The organism is Bradyrhizobium sp. 160, from assembly GCF_023073735.1.
Lineage (GTDB): Bacteria > Pseudomonadota > Alphaproteobacteria > Rhizobiales > Xanthobacteraceae > Bradyrhizobium.
In genome coordinates this window covers 1-14,841 of the sequence record NZ_JADPKD010000075.1, presented here as the reverse complement: position 1 = coordinate 14,841, position 14,841 = coordinate 1, and the positions used below count along the sequence as shown (strand labels likewise).

16 protein-coding genes and 1 pseudogene are annotated in these 14,841 nt (G+C 60.8%); 16 read left to right on the top strand and 1 reads right to left on the bottom strand.

Annotated elements, in window-relative coordinates:
- The first annotated feature begins 35 nt into the window (after positions 1 to 35).
- From IVA98_RS31155 to IVA98_RS31080, 16 genes and pseudogenes are all read left to right on the top strand, one after another.
- Positions 36 to 1,712: a glutamine--tRNA ligase/YqeY domain fusion protein gene (locus IVA98_RS31155; RefSeq protein ID WP_247294826.1), complete on the top strand. Its 1,677-nt coding sequence runs from the start codon at positions 36 to 38 to the stop codon at positions 1,710 to 1,712.
- 7 nt (positions 1,713 to 1,719) lie between these two features.
- Positions 1,720 to 2,106 (top strand): YybH family protein, encoded by a 387-nt coding sequence (locus IVA98_RS31150; protein ID WP_247335691.1) that lies wholly within the window; start codon positions 1,720 to 1,722, stop codon positions 2,104 to 2,106.
- 89 nt (positions 2,107 to 2,195) lie between these two features.
- A complete protein-coding gene (locus IVA98_RS31145) occupies positions 2,196 to 2,429 on the top strand; it encodes a DUF2171 domain-containing protein (protein ID WP_247275955.1) in 234 nt (77 codons plus the stop codon).
- Positions 2,430 to 2,523: 94 nt separating this feature from the next.
- Positions 2,524 to 3,434: pseudogene (locus IVA98_RS31140) on the top strand (DUF4131 domain-containing protein); the annotation flags it as partial.
- Positions 3,435 to 3,594: 160 nt separating this feature from the next.
- The gene (locus IVA98_RS31135) at positions 3,595 to 4,827 is read left to right on the top strand and encodes a tyrosine-type recombinase/integrase (RefSeq protein ID WP_256468192.1); all 1,233 of its coding nucleotides are present in this window, start codon (positions 3,595 to 3,597) and stop codon (positions 4,825 to 4,827) included.
- 364 nt (positions 4,828 to 5,191) lie between these two features.
- Positions 5,192 to 5,401 (top strand): helix-turn-helix transcriptional regulator, encoded by a 210-nt coding sequence (locus tag IVA98_RS31130; RefSeq protein ID WP_235884683.1) that lies wholly within the window; start codon positions 5,192 to 5,194, stop codon positions 5,399 to 5,401.
- Positions 5,402 to 5,403: 2 nt separating this feature from the next.
- Positions 5,404 to 5,682, top strand: coding sequence for a transcriptional coactivator p15/PC4 family protein (locus IVA98_RS31125; protein ID WP_247294831.1), 279 nt, complete (start codon positions 5,404 to 5,406; stop codon positions 5,680 to 5,682).
- Entirely contained in the window at positions 5,679 to 6,125 is a 447-nt protein-coding gene (locus IVA98_RS31120; RefSeq protein ID WP_247356208.1) for a hypothetical protein, read from the top strand. The genes IVA98_RS31125 and IVA98_RS31120 overlap by 4 nt, the downstream gene beginning before the upstream one ends.
- Positions 6,126 to 6,316: 191 nt before the next feature.
- Entirely contained in the window at positions 6,317 to 7,366 is a 1,050-nt protein-coding gene (locus tag IVA98_RS31115; RefSeq protein ID WP_247356207.1) for an AAA family ATPase, read from the top strand.
- A gap of 687 nt (positions 7,367 to 8,053) precedes the next feature.
- Entirely contained in the window at positions 8,054 to 8,491 is a 438-nt protein-coding gene (locus tag IVA98_RS31110) for a helix-turn-helix domain-containing protein (RefSeq protein WP_247356196.1), read from the top strand.
- A 141-nt stretch (positions 8,492 to 8,632) separates the two neighbouring features.
- Positions 8,633 to 9,361, top strand: coding sequence for a hypothetical protein (locus tag IVA98_RS31105; RefSeq protein ID WP_247356194.1), 729 nt, complete (start codon positions 8,633 to 8,635; stop codon positions 9,359 to 9,361).
- Positions 9,358 to 9,834 carry a hypothetical protein gene (locus tag IVA98_RS31100; protein WP_247356186.1) on the top strand — a complete coding sequence of 159 codons (477 nt, stop codon included), beginning with the start codon at positions 9,358 to 9,360 and terminating at the stop codon, positions 9,832 to 9,834. Before IVA98_RS31105 ends, IVA98_RS31100 begins: the two co-directional genes overlap by 4 nt.
- Before the next feature lie 2 nt (positions 9,835 to 9,836).
- Complete coding sequence (locus tag IVA98_RS31095; RefSeq protein ID WP_247356178.1) at positions 9,837 to 10,034, top strand: hypothetical protein; 198 nt, start codon at positions 9,837 to 9,839, stop codon at positions 10,032 to 10,034.
- A gap of 72 nt (positions 10,035 to 10,106) precedes the next feature.
- Entirely contained in the window at positions 10,107 to 10,292 is a 186-nt protein-coding gene (locus tag IVA98_RS31090) for a hypothetical protein (protein WP_247356177.1), read from the top strand.
- Between the two features lie 211 nt (positions 10,293 to 10,503).
- On the top strand, positions 10,504 to 11,019 hold the full coding sequence (locus IVA98_RS31085; RefSeq protein WP_247356176.1) for a KwaA family protein: 516 nt from the start codon (positions 10,504 to 10,506) through the stop codon (positions 11,017 to 11,019).
- Positions 11,016 to 11,879 (top strand): Kiwa anti-phage protein KwaB-like domain-containing protein, encoded by an 864-nt coding sequence (locus tag IVA98_RS31080; protein ID WP_247356175.1) that lies wholly within the window; start codon positions 11,016 to 11,018, stop codon positions 11,877 to 11,879. Before IVA98_RS31085 ends, IVA98_RS31080 begins: the two co-directional genes overlap by 4 nt.
- Before the next feature lie 460 nt (positions 11,880 to 12,339).
- On the opposite strand, the gene IVA98_RS31075 is transcribed toward IVA98_RS31080, so the two are convergent.
- Complete coding sequence (locus IVA98_RS31075; protein WP_247356174.1) at positions 12,340 to 14,301, bottom strand: ATP-dependent nuclease; 1,962 nt, start codon at positions 14,299 to 14,301, stop codon at positions 12,340 to 12,342.
- Positions 14,302 to 14,841: the final 540 nt, after the last annotated feature.

Sequence of the window (14,841 nt, the reverse complement as noted above, 5' to 3'; positions counted from 1 at the left end):
AGAAGAACCGCTGATTTCCCTACAGGATTTTCGTAATGACAGAACCGGTGGCGACTGAGGTTGGGCGCGATTTCATTCGTGACATCATCCAGGCCGATCTCGATCAGGGCAAGTACAAGGAGATCGTGACCCGGTTCCCGCCGGAGCCGAACGGCTATTTGCATATCGGCCACGCCAAGTCGATTGCGCTCAATTTCGGCATCGCGCAGGAGTTTCCGGGCCGCTGCCATCTGCGCTTCGACGACACCAATCCGGTCAAGGAAGAACAGGAATATATCGATGCGATCCAGGCCGACGTGCGCTGGCTCGGCTTCGACTGGGGCAAGAACCTGTTCTTCGCCTCCGACTATTTCGATCGCCTCTATGAATGGGCGGAGCAGCTGATCCGCGACGGCCTCGCCTATGTCGACGACCAGACCCAGGAGGAGATCCGCCTCTCGCGCGGCACGCTGACCGAGCCCGGCAAGAACTCGCCGTTCCGCGACCGCAGTGTTGCGGAGAACCTCGACCTGTTCCGCCGCATGAAGGCCGGCGAATTCCCGAACGGCGCACGCGTGCTGCGGGCTAAGATCGACATGGCCGCGGGCAACATCAATCTGCGCGATCCCGTTCTGTACCGCATCCTGCACGCGCATCATCCGCGCACCGGTGACGCGTGGTGCATCTATCCGAGCTACGATTATGCCCACGGCCAGTCGGATGCGATCGAGGGCATCACGCACTCGATCTGCACGCTGGAGTTCGAGGACCACCGCCCCCTCTATGACTGGTTCATCGACAAGCTGCCGGTGCCCTCGAAGCCGCACCAGTACGAGTTCGCGCGGCTGAACCTGACTTACACGCTGCTGTCGAAGCGCGTGCTGACCCAGCTCGTTCGCGACGGCCATGTCGCGGGCTGGGACGATCCGCGCATGCCGACCATCGCGGGGATGCGCCGCCGCGGCGTGCCGCCGGCCGCGCTGCGCGAATTCGTCAGGCGCATCGGCGTTGCCAAGTCCAACAGCGTGGTCGATGTCGGCATGCTCGAGTTCTGCATCCGCGAGGAGCTGAACCGCACAGCGCAGCGCCGCATGGCGGTGCTGAAGCCGCTGAAAGTGGTGATCGAGAACTATCCGGAAGGGCAGGTCGAGGAGCTCGAGGCGATCAACCACCCGGATGACCTCAGCGCCGGCACGCGCAAGATCAGCTTCGGCCGCGAGCTCTATATCGAGCGCGACGACTTCATGGAGAACCCGCCGAAGAAATTCTTCCGCTTGTCGCCAGGCAACGAGGTGCGCCTGCGCTATGCCTATTTCGTCAAGTGCACCGGCGTGATCAAGAACGACGCAGGCGAGGTGGTGGAGCTGCGCTGCACCTACGATCCCGCGACCAAGGGCGGCAACGCGCCCGATGGGCGCAAGGTCAAGGCGACGATGCACTGGCTGCCGGCAGCGACGTCGAAGCCTGCTGAAATCCGCATCTATCACCAGCTGTTCTCCAATCCGAGCCCGGACGCCTCGAATTTCGCGGCCGATCTCAACCCTCAGTCGCTGGAGATCCTGTCCGATGCGCGGATCGAGGCATCGGTCGCGGAGAGCAATTCGACCGAGCCGATGCAGTTCGAGCGCCAGGGCTATTTCGTGCGCGACAAGGACTCGACGCCGGGCAAGCCGGTGTTTTCGCGCACCATCGGTCTGCGCGACACGTTTGCAAAGGAAGTCGCGAAAGGTTGAGGCACCCATGAGCAACGAAACCGACGCCATCGTTTCCGCCATCATCGCGAAATGGTGCGCCGGCTTCGCGACGCTTGATGCAGCCGCGCTGTCCTCGCTCTATGCGAGCAACGCGTTCTTCTTCGGCTCCAACCCGAAACTCTACCGGGGCAGGGACGGCGTTGCGGACTATTTCAACGGCCTGCCGCGATGGCGCAAGCCGAGTGCGATGTTTTCCGAGGTGCATGCCGCGCAGGCAGGTCCTGACCTGATCAACATGGCGGCAACCGTCTCGTTCGATCTCGCCGGCGAGCGTCCTGATCTCGTCGTCAAGATGAGCTGGGTCCTCATCCGCGAGGACGGCGCGTGGAAGATCGTCAACCACCATGCCTCGTCAAAGGAACCGCTGATCTGACGAGCGGGCGGCACACGGCATCGTCATTTTCGCGTGGGAAACGAACGCGCGCCTCTGACGTTGGGGTGAATCCAAACGAGGGTCCATCCATGCAGAACATCGCAGAACATATGGAAATCATCGGCGCCGATGGCGTCCATATCGGCACCGTCGATCGCGTTGAGGGCAACCGCATCAAGCTGACCAAGAAGGACAGCGGCGAGGGCCGCCACAAGGGCCACCATCATTTCATCGATAAGGGTCTCGTTGCCGACGTCGAAGGCAACAAGGTCCGCCTCTCGGCCAAGGCCTCGGTCGCCGTGACCATGGAAGAGGAAAAGTAGGGGCGTCCAAGTTCGTTCCTGATCCGTACCGCTATTCGCACAGCCGCACGTTCCGGTAGCCTCTGCACCTATCGCGTATCGTAAGGTGCAGGAAATGGCGGAGCTTGGCCGGCCAGTGCGCTCCCAGGGAGTTGCCGGAACGTGGCCGGTTGGCCGCGCCGCGCCCGCTGGCGGCTTTGCGCCGGCGGGCTTTGGCGTCTGGCCCGCGATCGTCGAGACGGCGCGCGAATGGGTGCGTGCCGAGGCCGGCGCCGGCCGGCTGCTGCCGTGGCTGCCGGTCGCCTTCAGGCGGCATCGCGCTCTATTTCGCTGCCGATCAGGAGCCGGTGCTGTGGGTCGTTGCCGCGACCGCCATCGCGCTCATGCTCGGCGCCGTCCTGTTGCGGCGGAGTCGGCTGTTCGCGCCCGCGATCATGATCGCGGCGGTCGCGGCTGGCTTTGCCATGGCGACCTGGAAGACGGCGCGCATTGCCCATACGGTGCTGGCCAAGCCACTCTATTCGGTATTGCTGTCGGGCTACGTCGAGACCCGCGACATCCGCGAGCGCACGGATCGCTTCGTGCTGCGCGTCACCGCCACGGAGGCGCAGCGCAGCGACGTCAGGCTCGAGCGCGTCCGCCTCTCGGTGCGCAAGGGGATGGCACCGCAGGTCGGCAGTTTCGTGCAGCTGAAGGCGCGCTTGATGCCGCCGATCTCTCCCGTGCGCCCGGGCAGCTACGATTTCTCCCGCGACATGTTCTTTCAAGGCATCGGCGCCTCTGGTTTTGCAATGGGCGCGATTACGGTGGCAGCCCCGCCGGAGACCGGCGGCTTGCGGCTGCGCTACGCAGCCTTCATGCAGGGCTTGCGTGATGCGATCGATGCACGCATCCGTGCGACGCTCGAGGGCGACAACCGTGCGATCGCGACCGCGCTGCTCACCGGGCGGCGCGATGCCATCACCACGCCCGTCAACGACGCCATGTTCATCTCGGGGCTTGGGCCATGTGCTGTCGATCTCCGGCTAACAGGTAGCCTGAAGCGTCACGAGCATTCAGGACACGTCAACATCCACAGATATCAATGGCTTAGTCGGCACTAGCACGTGACTGTCGGCCTCAGCAGTGTTCACTATTGGTCAAGTTGACGCGTCCCCGTGCTTCCCAAAAACGAGGACTGCTTCCCATGATTTCGGATAGAGCAAATAAATGGACTGACGCCTCGGTCCGCAAATTGGTCGCGCCGGCTGACAAGTCGGATTTCATCCACTGGGATCCTGAGCTGCCTTCCTTCGGTGTCCGGCTCCGAGGAGGGCGAAGCTCGTTCGTTGTTCAGTACCGGATCGGCCGGAAGCAGCGGCGCGAGAGCCTTGGGGACGTGCGGAAGCTGGAGCTGAAGGACGCTCGCGAGATCGCGCGGAAGCGGTTTGCCCAGGTCGAGCTCCACATTGACCCGGTAGCCGATCGGAAGCGCCTGGAGGCAGAGCAGGCAGCAGAGGCCGACACCTTCCTGAAGGCGGCAGAGGAATATCTCGAGACCCGCGTGTCCAAGATGCGGCCCAACACCTACATCGCTGCCAAGCGGTATCTGCTCGACCACTGCACGCCGCTGCACAAGAAGGGCGTCACGAAGGTGACTTTCTCGGACGTCGCGGGGCTGCTGCGCGATCTCGTCCGCGACCATGGTCCGACCTCGGCGGCCCGCGCTCGCGGCACCCTGGGGGCCTTCTTCGTCTGGGCAATGCGTCAGGCCAAGGTGAGGGCCAATCCGGTGATCGGGACGGAGAACCCGATTGAGGGCAAAGAGCCGCGCGATCGCGTCCTGACCGACGACGAGATCCGGGCGATCTGGCGCCATTGCGGTGACGATGACTTCGGCCGCATCGTGCGGGTTCTGCTCCTCACAGCCTGTCGGCGCGACGAGATCGGCGCGCTCCGCTGGTCGGAGCTCGATTTGGATGCCGGAAAAATCACGTTCCCCAAGGAGCGCATCAAGAGCAAACGCCCGTTTGTCCTGCCGCTGCCCGAGACTGCTCGCGGCATACTGCGGGAAGTACCGCGTCGGCACGGCCGGGAGACGGTCTTCGGAGGCGGCCCAAGCGGTTTCAACGCCTGGAGCTATAACACCCTCCGGATCAACGCCGCGATTACCACGGCCGCCGGCAAGAGCTTGGCACCATGGCGCCTGCACGACCTGCGCCGCACGGTTCGGACGCGCTTGGGCAAGCTGGGCGTGCTCCCGCATATCGCCGAGCTGGTCCTGAACCATGCCGGCCACAAGTCAGGCATCGGCGGGGTTTACGACCATCACTCCTACGAGGCGGAGATCGGAGAAGCTTTGCGCAAGTGGGAGGCTTACTTGCTGGCGATCGTCGCGCCGGCCGACAACGTCGTCCAGCTCCGTCGGGCTGAGAGCTGAAAGATGGGAAGGCCTCCTTCCAAGTTTGTTTCCGATCCTCGGCACGTCGGGGACCAGAAGCGCAAGCGCGAGGACTATTTCACGCGCGCAGAGCTTGTCGCTCTGGAACAGTCGTGGATGCTTGGCAACCCGGGCGCTGGGAAGGAGGCCTTCTATCGATGGTATGCCGAGACTTACTTCGGACTTGGGCCCGACAAGATTGGGCGAGCCGAAATGGAGCGTGTGCGTCAGTTGTTTCGCGGCGCCAAGGTTCGCGCGCGCGATGAAGGTTGGTTCAAGGATTGAGAGGCCGAGTTATTTTACGGTTACAGCCTAGCGCGCGCTGAATACTCCTTTGGCATCTTAGATGCTCAGGGAGCGTTTCGTGACCGACGACCTCGCACTATCCGACATTCGGATGCTCTCGTTCGATGAGTGGTGCCGCCTCAATGGCTTCAGCCGTAGCACGGGGCAACGCCTATTGCGTGATGGCAAGGGTCCCCAGTTTGTAAGGATCTCCACTCGCCGCATTGGCGTGACGATCGGCGAAAATCGCCGATGGCTCGCATCTCGCATGACTGAGACGGCGGCCTGATCATGGGAGCACGCAAGCCGGAGCTCGCCGAGCCGGTCGTTGTCGACCAGTTTTGGGCCAACCGTCGCCACGACGCGATCATCACCGAGCTGTCGACATACCAGGGACACAACCTCATCAACGTGCGCAAGCACGCGATGCATCGCGACGGCAAGCTAAAGCCGACCCCAAAGGGCATCGCCATCAAGGTCACGCGTCTGCCCGATCTCGCGAAGGCTATCAATAAAGCCCTGGCAAAAGCCCAGGAGCTTGGCTTGCTGGACGCGAGCAATACCGAATGAGCAACGTCGGCGCATTCGAAGAGCTTTGCCAGGACTATGTCGGCTGGTGGCTCGATGGCATCCTGGAAAAAACCGACGCGGTCGACTGCGCTCAGCGGCACGCTGAGCTGTGGGGTGTCGTTGACGAGATCGGCCAAGACGAAGTGCAGGCGATTATGTCGCTAGCCTTCTCGCCGGCTGAAGGTTTGCAGTCGGACTATGCGAGCAGGCTTGTCATGCAGTGGGAGCTTGCTGATCCTCGCGACCGCTGGCGCTGGACTGGCGAACTGCCGCCCATGCAGCAGGTCCCCGCGATCGAGAAACTGCCGTATCGCACGGCGCAGTCCACGATCGACGCCTTCCACTACGTCGTGCGCGAAGGTGATCCCGAGCGGCTGGCCACGTGGCTTCGCAACCATCCCGCTGATGTGCCGACACTCGTCGGGATGCTGGAGGTTGCTTGATGCTGGACCCTGCAACGCGAGCGATGGCCCTCCAAGTGTTCGAAGACTTTGGTTTCAGGGGTGAAGTCACATCCCACGACGAGCCGCCGCCTGTCGATTCGTTCGAAGCTTTCGGTGGCGATCCGACGGAGCCACAGTCGGTAGCGGCGACGGTTGAGGTGGGCAGGCCTGCCTACGCTGCGAACTCACCGGTGGCTCCGCTGGCCCTTGTCAGCCCATCGGCGTGGCGCGGTACCGCGCTGCTGCGCATGCGCTGGCTCGCCACAAGCCGGATCCCTGCGAGTGACGCCACGATCCTCTCCGGCGACGGCGGCGGCGGCAAGACCACGGTGGCGCTGCAACTTGCCGTTTCCGTCGCCTGTGGCCTCGGTGACTGGCTCGGCACCACCGTAGAAGCTGGGCCCGTGATCTTTTTCAGCGCCGAAGAGCCGGACCACGAAATGCGTCGGCGGCTGGTCCGCGTCGCCGAGAAGCGCGGCCTCGATCCGGACGAGATCGAGGGCCTGCACTTCCACTTCGCCAGCCCAGAAAAATGCCTGCTAGCTGTGTCACGGCCCGACGGGGTCATGGTCCCGACGCCACTGTTCGAGGCGCTGACTACTGCTGCAGGGCAAATCCGGCCGGCCTTGATCGTGGTCGACAGCATCGCCGCGACATTCGGCGGCAACCAAAACGACCGCGTCAGCGCTCGCACCTTTGTCAGTCTCTTTCGGCGGCTCGCCCAGGACTTCGATTGCTCGGTACTGCTACTCGACCATCCGAGCTTGTCCGGCATCACCAGCGGCACCGGCCGCGGCGGCAGCATGGATTGGCAGAACGCAACCCGGGCGCGCCTGCATCTCGAGACCGTGCAGGGAGACGACGGCAGCACCGGCCGCGTGCTCGAGGTGAAGAAATCGAACTACGGGCCGACCGGCGAGAAGGTGAAGCTGCAGTGGGAGGATGGCTGCTTCGTCATAGAGGGCACGGCCAGCGCTCCGCACCAGGCCGCCGGCAACGCGGTCGCCGAGCAGCGCTACCTCGAATGCCTCGACGCGGTGACGACGCAGGGTCGCCACGTCTGTCCCGGCAAGGGCCGCGGCTTCGCGCCCAAGGAGTTCGCCGAGATGCCACAGGCCGATGGCATGACCGCGCGCGCCTTCCAGGCAGCCCAAGAGCGCCTGTTCGCCGCCGGCGTCATTGAGGCCGTGCCCTACGGCCCGCCATCCCGCGGGACCAAACGCATCGCGCGGAAGGCCTGATCATGCCTGCGATCACCCTGCGATCCACCCAAATCACCCTGCGATCATGCTGTGATCACCGTACCGATCACCCTGCGATCCGGCTTCGATCATCTGCGATCACCCTGTGTTCAATCCCCCCATACCCCCGGGCGGATCGCAGCCCCGCCTTGGGCCGGTGGGCCCGTCGGTCCGGCGACCCGAAAAAGGGAAGGGAAGCAAGAGGGGGAAAAGCACCTCGTTATCGGCATGCGTGCCGTAACGCCGAGGTCAGGGCCGATCGGCGGTGCATTATGCGATCGATCGACTATGGCCCTAACGCGTTAGTAACAGTTACCCTGGGGTATTCCTCGCTTCCCGGGCGCTTCCCGCAGTCTCGTCACACATTGCTGCCCGACCGCAAACGCTTGATTGCGCTCGCTCCTCAGCGTTGCCGACCGCTTTGTCCCAATCATGTGGCGTCGGTCGGGAAAGGGTTTTCGCGCGCGCTCTCTCATGAACTTCAACACTCTTGGAAGCTGACGCGCGCGAGGAAGCCGGCAGATCCCGTGCCCGATAGCCATGGTTTGGCTCGACGAAATCCAGGATCGAGGGGGGTGGGGGGAAATCCCGCGCGCTATCCGATTTTTACCTGCCCGTTCTTTTTCGCGCCAGTCTCCCAAAAATTCGGCCGCCATCTTCCGCAAACATCGTTGAGCATTGTCTAACGTGAAACCTCGCCTCATCGCATCACGCGAGCAGTTGCTCCAGGCCGTCCGCGACCGGCGGGACGAGCTCGACCTGAGCCACGAAACGCTCGACGGCATCACGGGCCTGCAGGGCGGCTACGTGAGCAAGCTGCTCGCCGACCCACCGATGAGGGGTTTTGGTGAAATGTCGCTCCAGGCCCTTCTGGACGCGCTGGGGATGCGTATCGCGTTTGCGGTGATCGTGGAGGACCCAGAACGGGCGGAGCGCGTGCGGTCGCGCTGGCGGCCTCGGAAGCGGCGTCCGCCGAAGCAGAAGCCATCCGCCCCCAGCTCGCCACCGGAAACATTGTGGTGCGTTGCTAGCGATCCGCAAATCATTGCGAATGCTGGCAACACAAAGCTAGCAGAGGTCGACGATGGCAAATACGAAGATGATCGGCGCGCGGATCAAGCCTGATCTCGAGGAGCAAGTGAAGGAAATCGCCGCACGCGATCGGCGCACAGTCTCCGATTGGATCCGGTGCCGGCTGGAGGACGCGGTCGCCGCGGCGCGTCGGCAGGATCAGCACAGCAGCGAGGCAGCGTGAGGATCGTGGACATGTTCCGAAAGAAGTCCGCCGAAACCGCCGCAGAGCAACCAAAGCCGCAAGCCGACGCATCGGTGGCGCGCGCGCTCGCCGTCAGGGAGAAGCTCGATTGTGCCGAGGGCGCCCTGGCTGAGCTCGAGGAGCAGGGGGCGGAATACGCGCTGCAAGCAGCCGAGCGAGAGCCCGGCGCGGCGGACAAGCTGGCGGCCCACCGTGGCAGGATCGATGCTGCCAGAACGGCTGTTGCCGAGCTGCGCGCCGCCTTGCAGCTGGCGTTGCGTCAGGACGCCGAGACGGAGGGCGCTCGGCAGGCGGCCGCGCGCGAACAGCAGCTGCGGGATTTCGCGGCGACGGCAGAGGAGTGGACGCGGCTCGGCATCGAGCTGTCTGGACATCTCGAAAAAGCGGCCGACTTGCGCATCAAACTCGGCACGCTCTCGGAGGAGCTGCAGCGGAAACTTCCCATCGGCATTGTTCCGCATCCGATCGATTTCAAGTCCATCGACATCCTGGTGGGCGGCGTCGCGAACCCGGTAGCCATTGACGCTCTGCTCGCCGGCGAGATGTTCAAGCACGGCCGGCCCAATGCATTCCTGCCGGGCGCGCGGCCGCCGCATGCTCTGCTGGCGCACGATCGGCCTGCCATCGAACCGGCGGCCACCGCCTTCCGGCGAGCCGGCGCGTACTTCGTCGGGCTTCTGCGCGACGCGCTTAAATCTCACATTTCGGAGGCAGCATGACCGATCACCTTCAGCCGCCGGCAGCCGCCGCCGAGGCCCGCGCCCAGATCGATGCGCTCACGAGCAACGCCGAATTCGGCTCAAAGCTCTTATCAGGCGATGTCGCAGCGACGCAGCAGTGGAACGACCTGCATGGCGTGCTGGGAAAGGGCGGCGACGAAATCGAGAACGCCATGAACGGCGTGATCCTCGGAGCCGACACGATCCCCGACGGCGATTCCAAGCGGCTCGCCGAGGGCGCGTCTTGGATGCGCAGTCTCGGCTTGTCCGACGGAGTGGTGCGGGAAGCTCTGGAGGGCGCCGGCGTCAGCAAGGAGGAATACCGCATGGTTTCGGACTGGCGGACCCGGCACATGAATGATCCGGCATTCTCCAAGCGCTTCTTGGCTGGAGACGCCGAGGCAGTCCGGCTGATGACTACGGCAAACGTGGTGCTTTCAAACGGTATCAAGGGCGAACGGAAGGGCTTCTGAACATGATGTACGAATATGAAATCGATGTCGTCGACCCCAAGAGCAACGAAGAGCGGCAAGTCACCGTGTCCGTCACGCCTCTGCAGCGCGCGCGGGCGAAGCGTAGCAGTGACTGGATGCGCGCAATCCAGGATCTCGCGCGACCGCTGATCCCGGCCGGCTTTATGCCGATCGGCAATCGCGTCCGTTTGGTTCAGTGAACAGGAGCATCGGTCATGGCAACCGTGTCATCCGAAAACCGAGCCCACAACGCAACGTGCACTGATAGCGAGATGTCCCGGCAAGCCGCGGTGGCGGCTGCCTACGCCGCTGGCGGTGGAAGCGCCGTCATAGCGGCAGCGATCAGGACTGCGGAGATCGCGCACTACCGCCGGATCATTGCCTCGTGCAAGGCGAACGGTCTGCCTTTTTCCAACTTCACAGTAGCGCTTGTCGACCTCGGCACCGGCGGCGCGTAACGGATATCAAGCTCCAGGGCATCTTTGATCGCCCGCATCCACGGCGGCCGGGACGTCGAGAGATGACCGATGCTGAACTCTCGGGCACGATTGGGAGTCAGTGCCAGGCTTTCGAGCGCGCTCTCCCGCGACCAAGGTGCGTTCGGCCTTGCATTACATATGATCCCTTGTATATTCACGTTATGTTCTTTTTGTGCCACGAGAGAACTGAATGAGGAACATTCTCAAGACAGTTCTTTTTGTGGCGGCCTTTTCGCCCGCTCTAATCAGCGTAGGTGCTGCCCGTCTATTTGCTGGCAGCTCCTTTTGGGACGCGATCTACTATGTTGTAGCGGGTTGCATCGGCAGCCTGGCGGTTGTTTACGTTCTTTCTGCGCTCATGTGGAAAGGCGAGGCATTTCCGTTTACTGCGAAGAAGATCGAATCGAATGATGTCCTCGTTTTGGGAGTTGTGGTAACCTACATTTTCCCGTTCCTCGTCAGGGCTTCTGAAATCACGATCAGCATCGTTATTCTTCTGGGGTTCGTCGTGTGGGCAATTTTTTGGTTCACCGATGCAACGGTACCTAGCCCGTTGCTGCGAGTTTTCGGTTTCAGGTTCTATAAAGCGGAGTCAGCAAGCGGCATGGTGTACACGTTGATCACGCGGCGCGAGATCCTTGACCCACGCGAGGTCAAAGCCGTCAAACGAATTTCCGGATCGATGCTTTTGGAGATCGTTGAGTGAATCTATTCGCGTTGATGAGTGATCGTCGAATTGTCCGAATTCCGCTGACGGCCGATGTACAGCGCGAGATGGATGAGATCTTTAACAATCAAGAACAGGCATTTAGAGTCTCCAGTGAGGAGCAGATCGCCTTCGATGGGAAATACAAGCCGGACGACGGCGAATGTCTTTTCATTGATGACTACGACGATATTGATGGGCTCCACGAGGCGATCGCAAATCCTCTCGGTGTCCCGCAGATCGCGCCCGAGGCAGAGCAGTTCGAGATGATCAAGGCTCTCTTCATGGGTAAAACCCAGGACGGAAAGCGGATCGCGCTAATCCAGAATTTCGACAGAAGGAGGATCCTTTCCAATAAAGGGTTCGCGATTTTTCATTCAGCCGACGTCTTCAAAAAGGTGGAAGGCGTGGGGCTGACCATCGGGGCCAATCTCTCGGCCATTCTAGAAAACAATCGCCTTTCATTTTTTAGCTTTCACTCCGCGCGCCAAGTTTTTGATCTCACTCAGTACTATATGGAGGCGACTGATGAGGATCTAAATGAATTTGCTCGGAGCGAAGCGCTAAAAATAAGCGACTTGGCGGCGTTCATCGCGACCTCCGACAATTGGATAAGACGCAAGGTAGCGCTTGTTATGCAGAGCGGCATCCTTGACAGAATTGATTTCGAGGCAACAAAGGCGTCTGCTCTGGTTTTCGGGATCAACCTCGAAACAGAAGTTAACGGTGACAAAGTGGCGCTATTGCTACCTGCACAGAAAGCCGAGCTCAAAAAGCTGCTCCGATTTCTAGACGAGGACTACTTCCAGTCTGTGCTTTCGAGCACCCCGCATTTGTCGAACTCCAAACGGCGCGTCTAGCTTCATAGTGGCATCCTTGCCAAGACCCGCGCAGCCATTCCGCCACTGCCGCCACCTATCCAGCCGCAAACCGGAGAGTGAGCGCAGGGCGTGGCAATGGGCGAGACTGCAAAATCACGACGTCTACCACTGGGCACGTGCAGGTGCGGTTTATTGGCGAAGACTCGAACATCAGCATCAACACCGATACGCGATGCGTCCGCTATGGCACCGGAACGGCTCCTGCCAACGCGGCAGCTCTGACGGGCGAGCTTCGGCAACACGCAGGTGATCTCGACCGCGGCCGCGCCGTATTCCTTCCACCTCGGCGGCGTCGCGTTCCTGCGGTCGAGACGGCCTATTGGTTCGACATGGGCCTGGGGACGAATGGCGGAACGGCTAGTTTGACCAACGTGAACTGCACAATCGTCGAGTTCTAGAGCGGCAACTTCCGGAGGGCGTTGCGAGCTTTTGAGCGAGCTCAGTGGCTAGGACGCTCAAGCAGTAGTTTCATCACCTCGAACAACTCGCTTGGTATGGCATTTGGAACGTCCGCGAATACGTGAGTCACGATATGCTCCATCAAAACACCGGTTCGCTGCCTGGTGATGCTCTTAAGATATGGAAAAGCGCCAGCTAACTTGTTCTCGAGTTCGTGATCGTCGGTTGTCAGGTATCGCGTGTCGATTTCAAGTCTTAGGCCGCCAACATAGTTGGTCGGCGTTGTGGCCGTTGGCGGCCCTCCAAAAACTCTTCGGGTTATACTTTCAACCGCCGCTTGCGCCAGTGTCCGATCAAGAGCCGCAAAAGAGATAAAGCCAGCATCCGGCCCAAGACCCAAAATGCCGCGCTCTTGAGGAAACTGTTTGCAGATGAGAAGCGCAATGGCCAGCGGATCGAGCACCACGTTTTCCAAGCCGTTTCTTCTACCTGCAGCTAGAACGGCGATCCGATCCGACGGCTGATGATGGCCATCCCAGTCTAAGAGACCGTAAGCCGATTGATTGCCTGCAGCGCTCAAATCTTTCACAATTCGTTTGACGACTTCACAACCTGTGTTCCGATCTTGACCGGTAGCCGAGCGAGTGCCTGTCGCTATGAACTCCAGGGAACGCTCGGACTGCAAGCTGGCTTTCAGCAGTTTATAGATCCCATCGTAGACCCTTGCGTCCGTCGAGCTCTCAACGAAGACCTGTCTCCGGCCCTCGAAGGAAATGGCAAGCGTTGGCACGCCCACAGTCAGCAAATTGAGAGCTTCAGCCCGCGAGCTCCGATGAACACCCGGAAGCGATGGCGTCATCACGTAGATAGATTCGTCCGCGGCCAGGGCGACTGTCGAAGGCGAATGCGTGGCCAAGATTACTTTGATGTTATGAGAGGCGACGAGGGTGTCACGAATTGTGTTGAGTAGACTTCGTGTCATGGAAGGGTGGAGAGGGGCATCCACCTCATCAAGCAGTAGGATCTTCGGATAATTCGTCAGTTGTCGACGGTCGCTCGAGTAGTAGAGGCAGAACGCAAATGCCATCAAGATCTTTTCACCTGAGGATAGCGTGCTGAAGGAAATCGTTACGCCCGATGACCGTTTCGTGAGTTCTGGTTGAAAGGGCGCGAAGCTTGTTGGGTCGGGACGGTTGATGGTGAAGTCCAAGCCTGCCGACTCAAGCGAGGCATTCACAAAATCCCAGGGCGCAGCTCCATATCTTCGATTAAATTCATCATCAGAGAGGAACGAGACGTCCTTCTGCCCCTTCTGGTTTGCAAGCTGCGCAAGCTCGTTTGACAAATGGACGTCGCGATATGCCACGAACAGTCGCGCAAAGGATTGCTGAAATAGATTGACCTCACCCCAGGAAGAAGCACTGGTGGAGAAGAAGTCGGACTGCTCCAATTCGAAGACGTGCTTGGCATGGACCTTTGCGATACTACGGATCCTTGAGCGCATAGGGTCCGGTATGCGCAACAAGAATTGTTGATCTGCTTGCTCTAGCGCCTGTTGCAGGGCACTGAAGAGGGTCGGTGCGCGGTCAGCTCGACAAAATTTACCAATGGTTTCTGGCGTAAGCTTAGCCGCAGCGAGTGGTTGCGCAACGTACTCCTGCGGAAAGCCGTGCGATCGAACGAAACTACGGAGCGCGTCGGTATATGCGGGAGGTGTGCTGCGTGCCGCTTGCCAGTTCTGAAATGCCTCGGTCCGCTCATTCTTCAGCGCTTCAGTTGAGAAAATACCCGTATCTTGAGGGACCATAGAGTTGAAGTCGAAAAGCCTGATATCGTTGGCTAACCCCGGTGCGCAATCCGCCACAAGGTTTCCATTCGCAAGTGCCTGCAGAAAGTGAGTTTTGCCTGCACCGTTGACGCCGGTGAGGACTGTAAAATCGGGGAGGTTGGTTTCGGGGAAAGAAGTGATGGAAAGATATGTCGATCTGAAGGTGATGCGCATTCGAGAACTTCGCTTGGTGTGTGCAGGTTGAATAGTGTTGGGCGTTAGGGTTACGCAAGGACAACCGAGCCGTCCGCCACAACATGCAGACGAAGGTGCGGCCTCCGATGCGGTTCATTCGGAGGCCTAGCGTCGACTGCTGATAACCCCACTGAGCAGCGCGAGCATCAGTATATACCAGCAGATTCTAAACCATCGGCGCGTCCATAGCACGGAGAGCGCAACTGGACACGAAGCAGCCCCGAGAGCGAGCACGAGAAATATCATCTCTGCTCGATTGCGCTTGAGGATAGTCCGAAGTGTCTCGTAACCTGCTGGCGAGTTCAAGAGGTTGGTCCAGCACAAATCGGTGGATTGACACCCGTCATCCTTTGACCGGCCGCGACTCAGGAGCCGCCTTCGGCTCCGCAATATCGTGCTCTGTGGAGGCGCTCGTCGCGACTAGAGCGTTAGCCCATCGGACTGAATCGCTGGGGATTCACAAATCAGCGTTTTGATGATTCAAGCTTGCCGCCGGGATTGGAGGCCGGCGGGCATGGC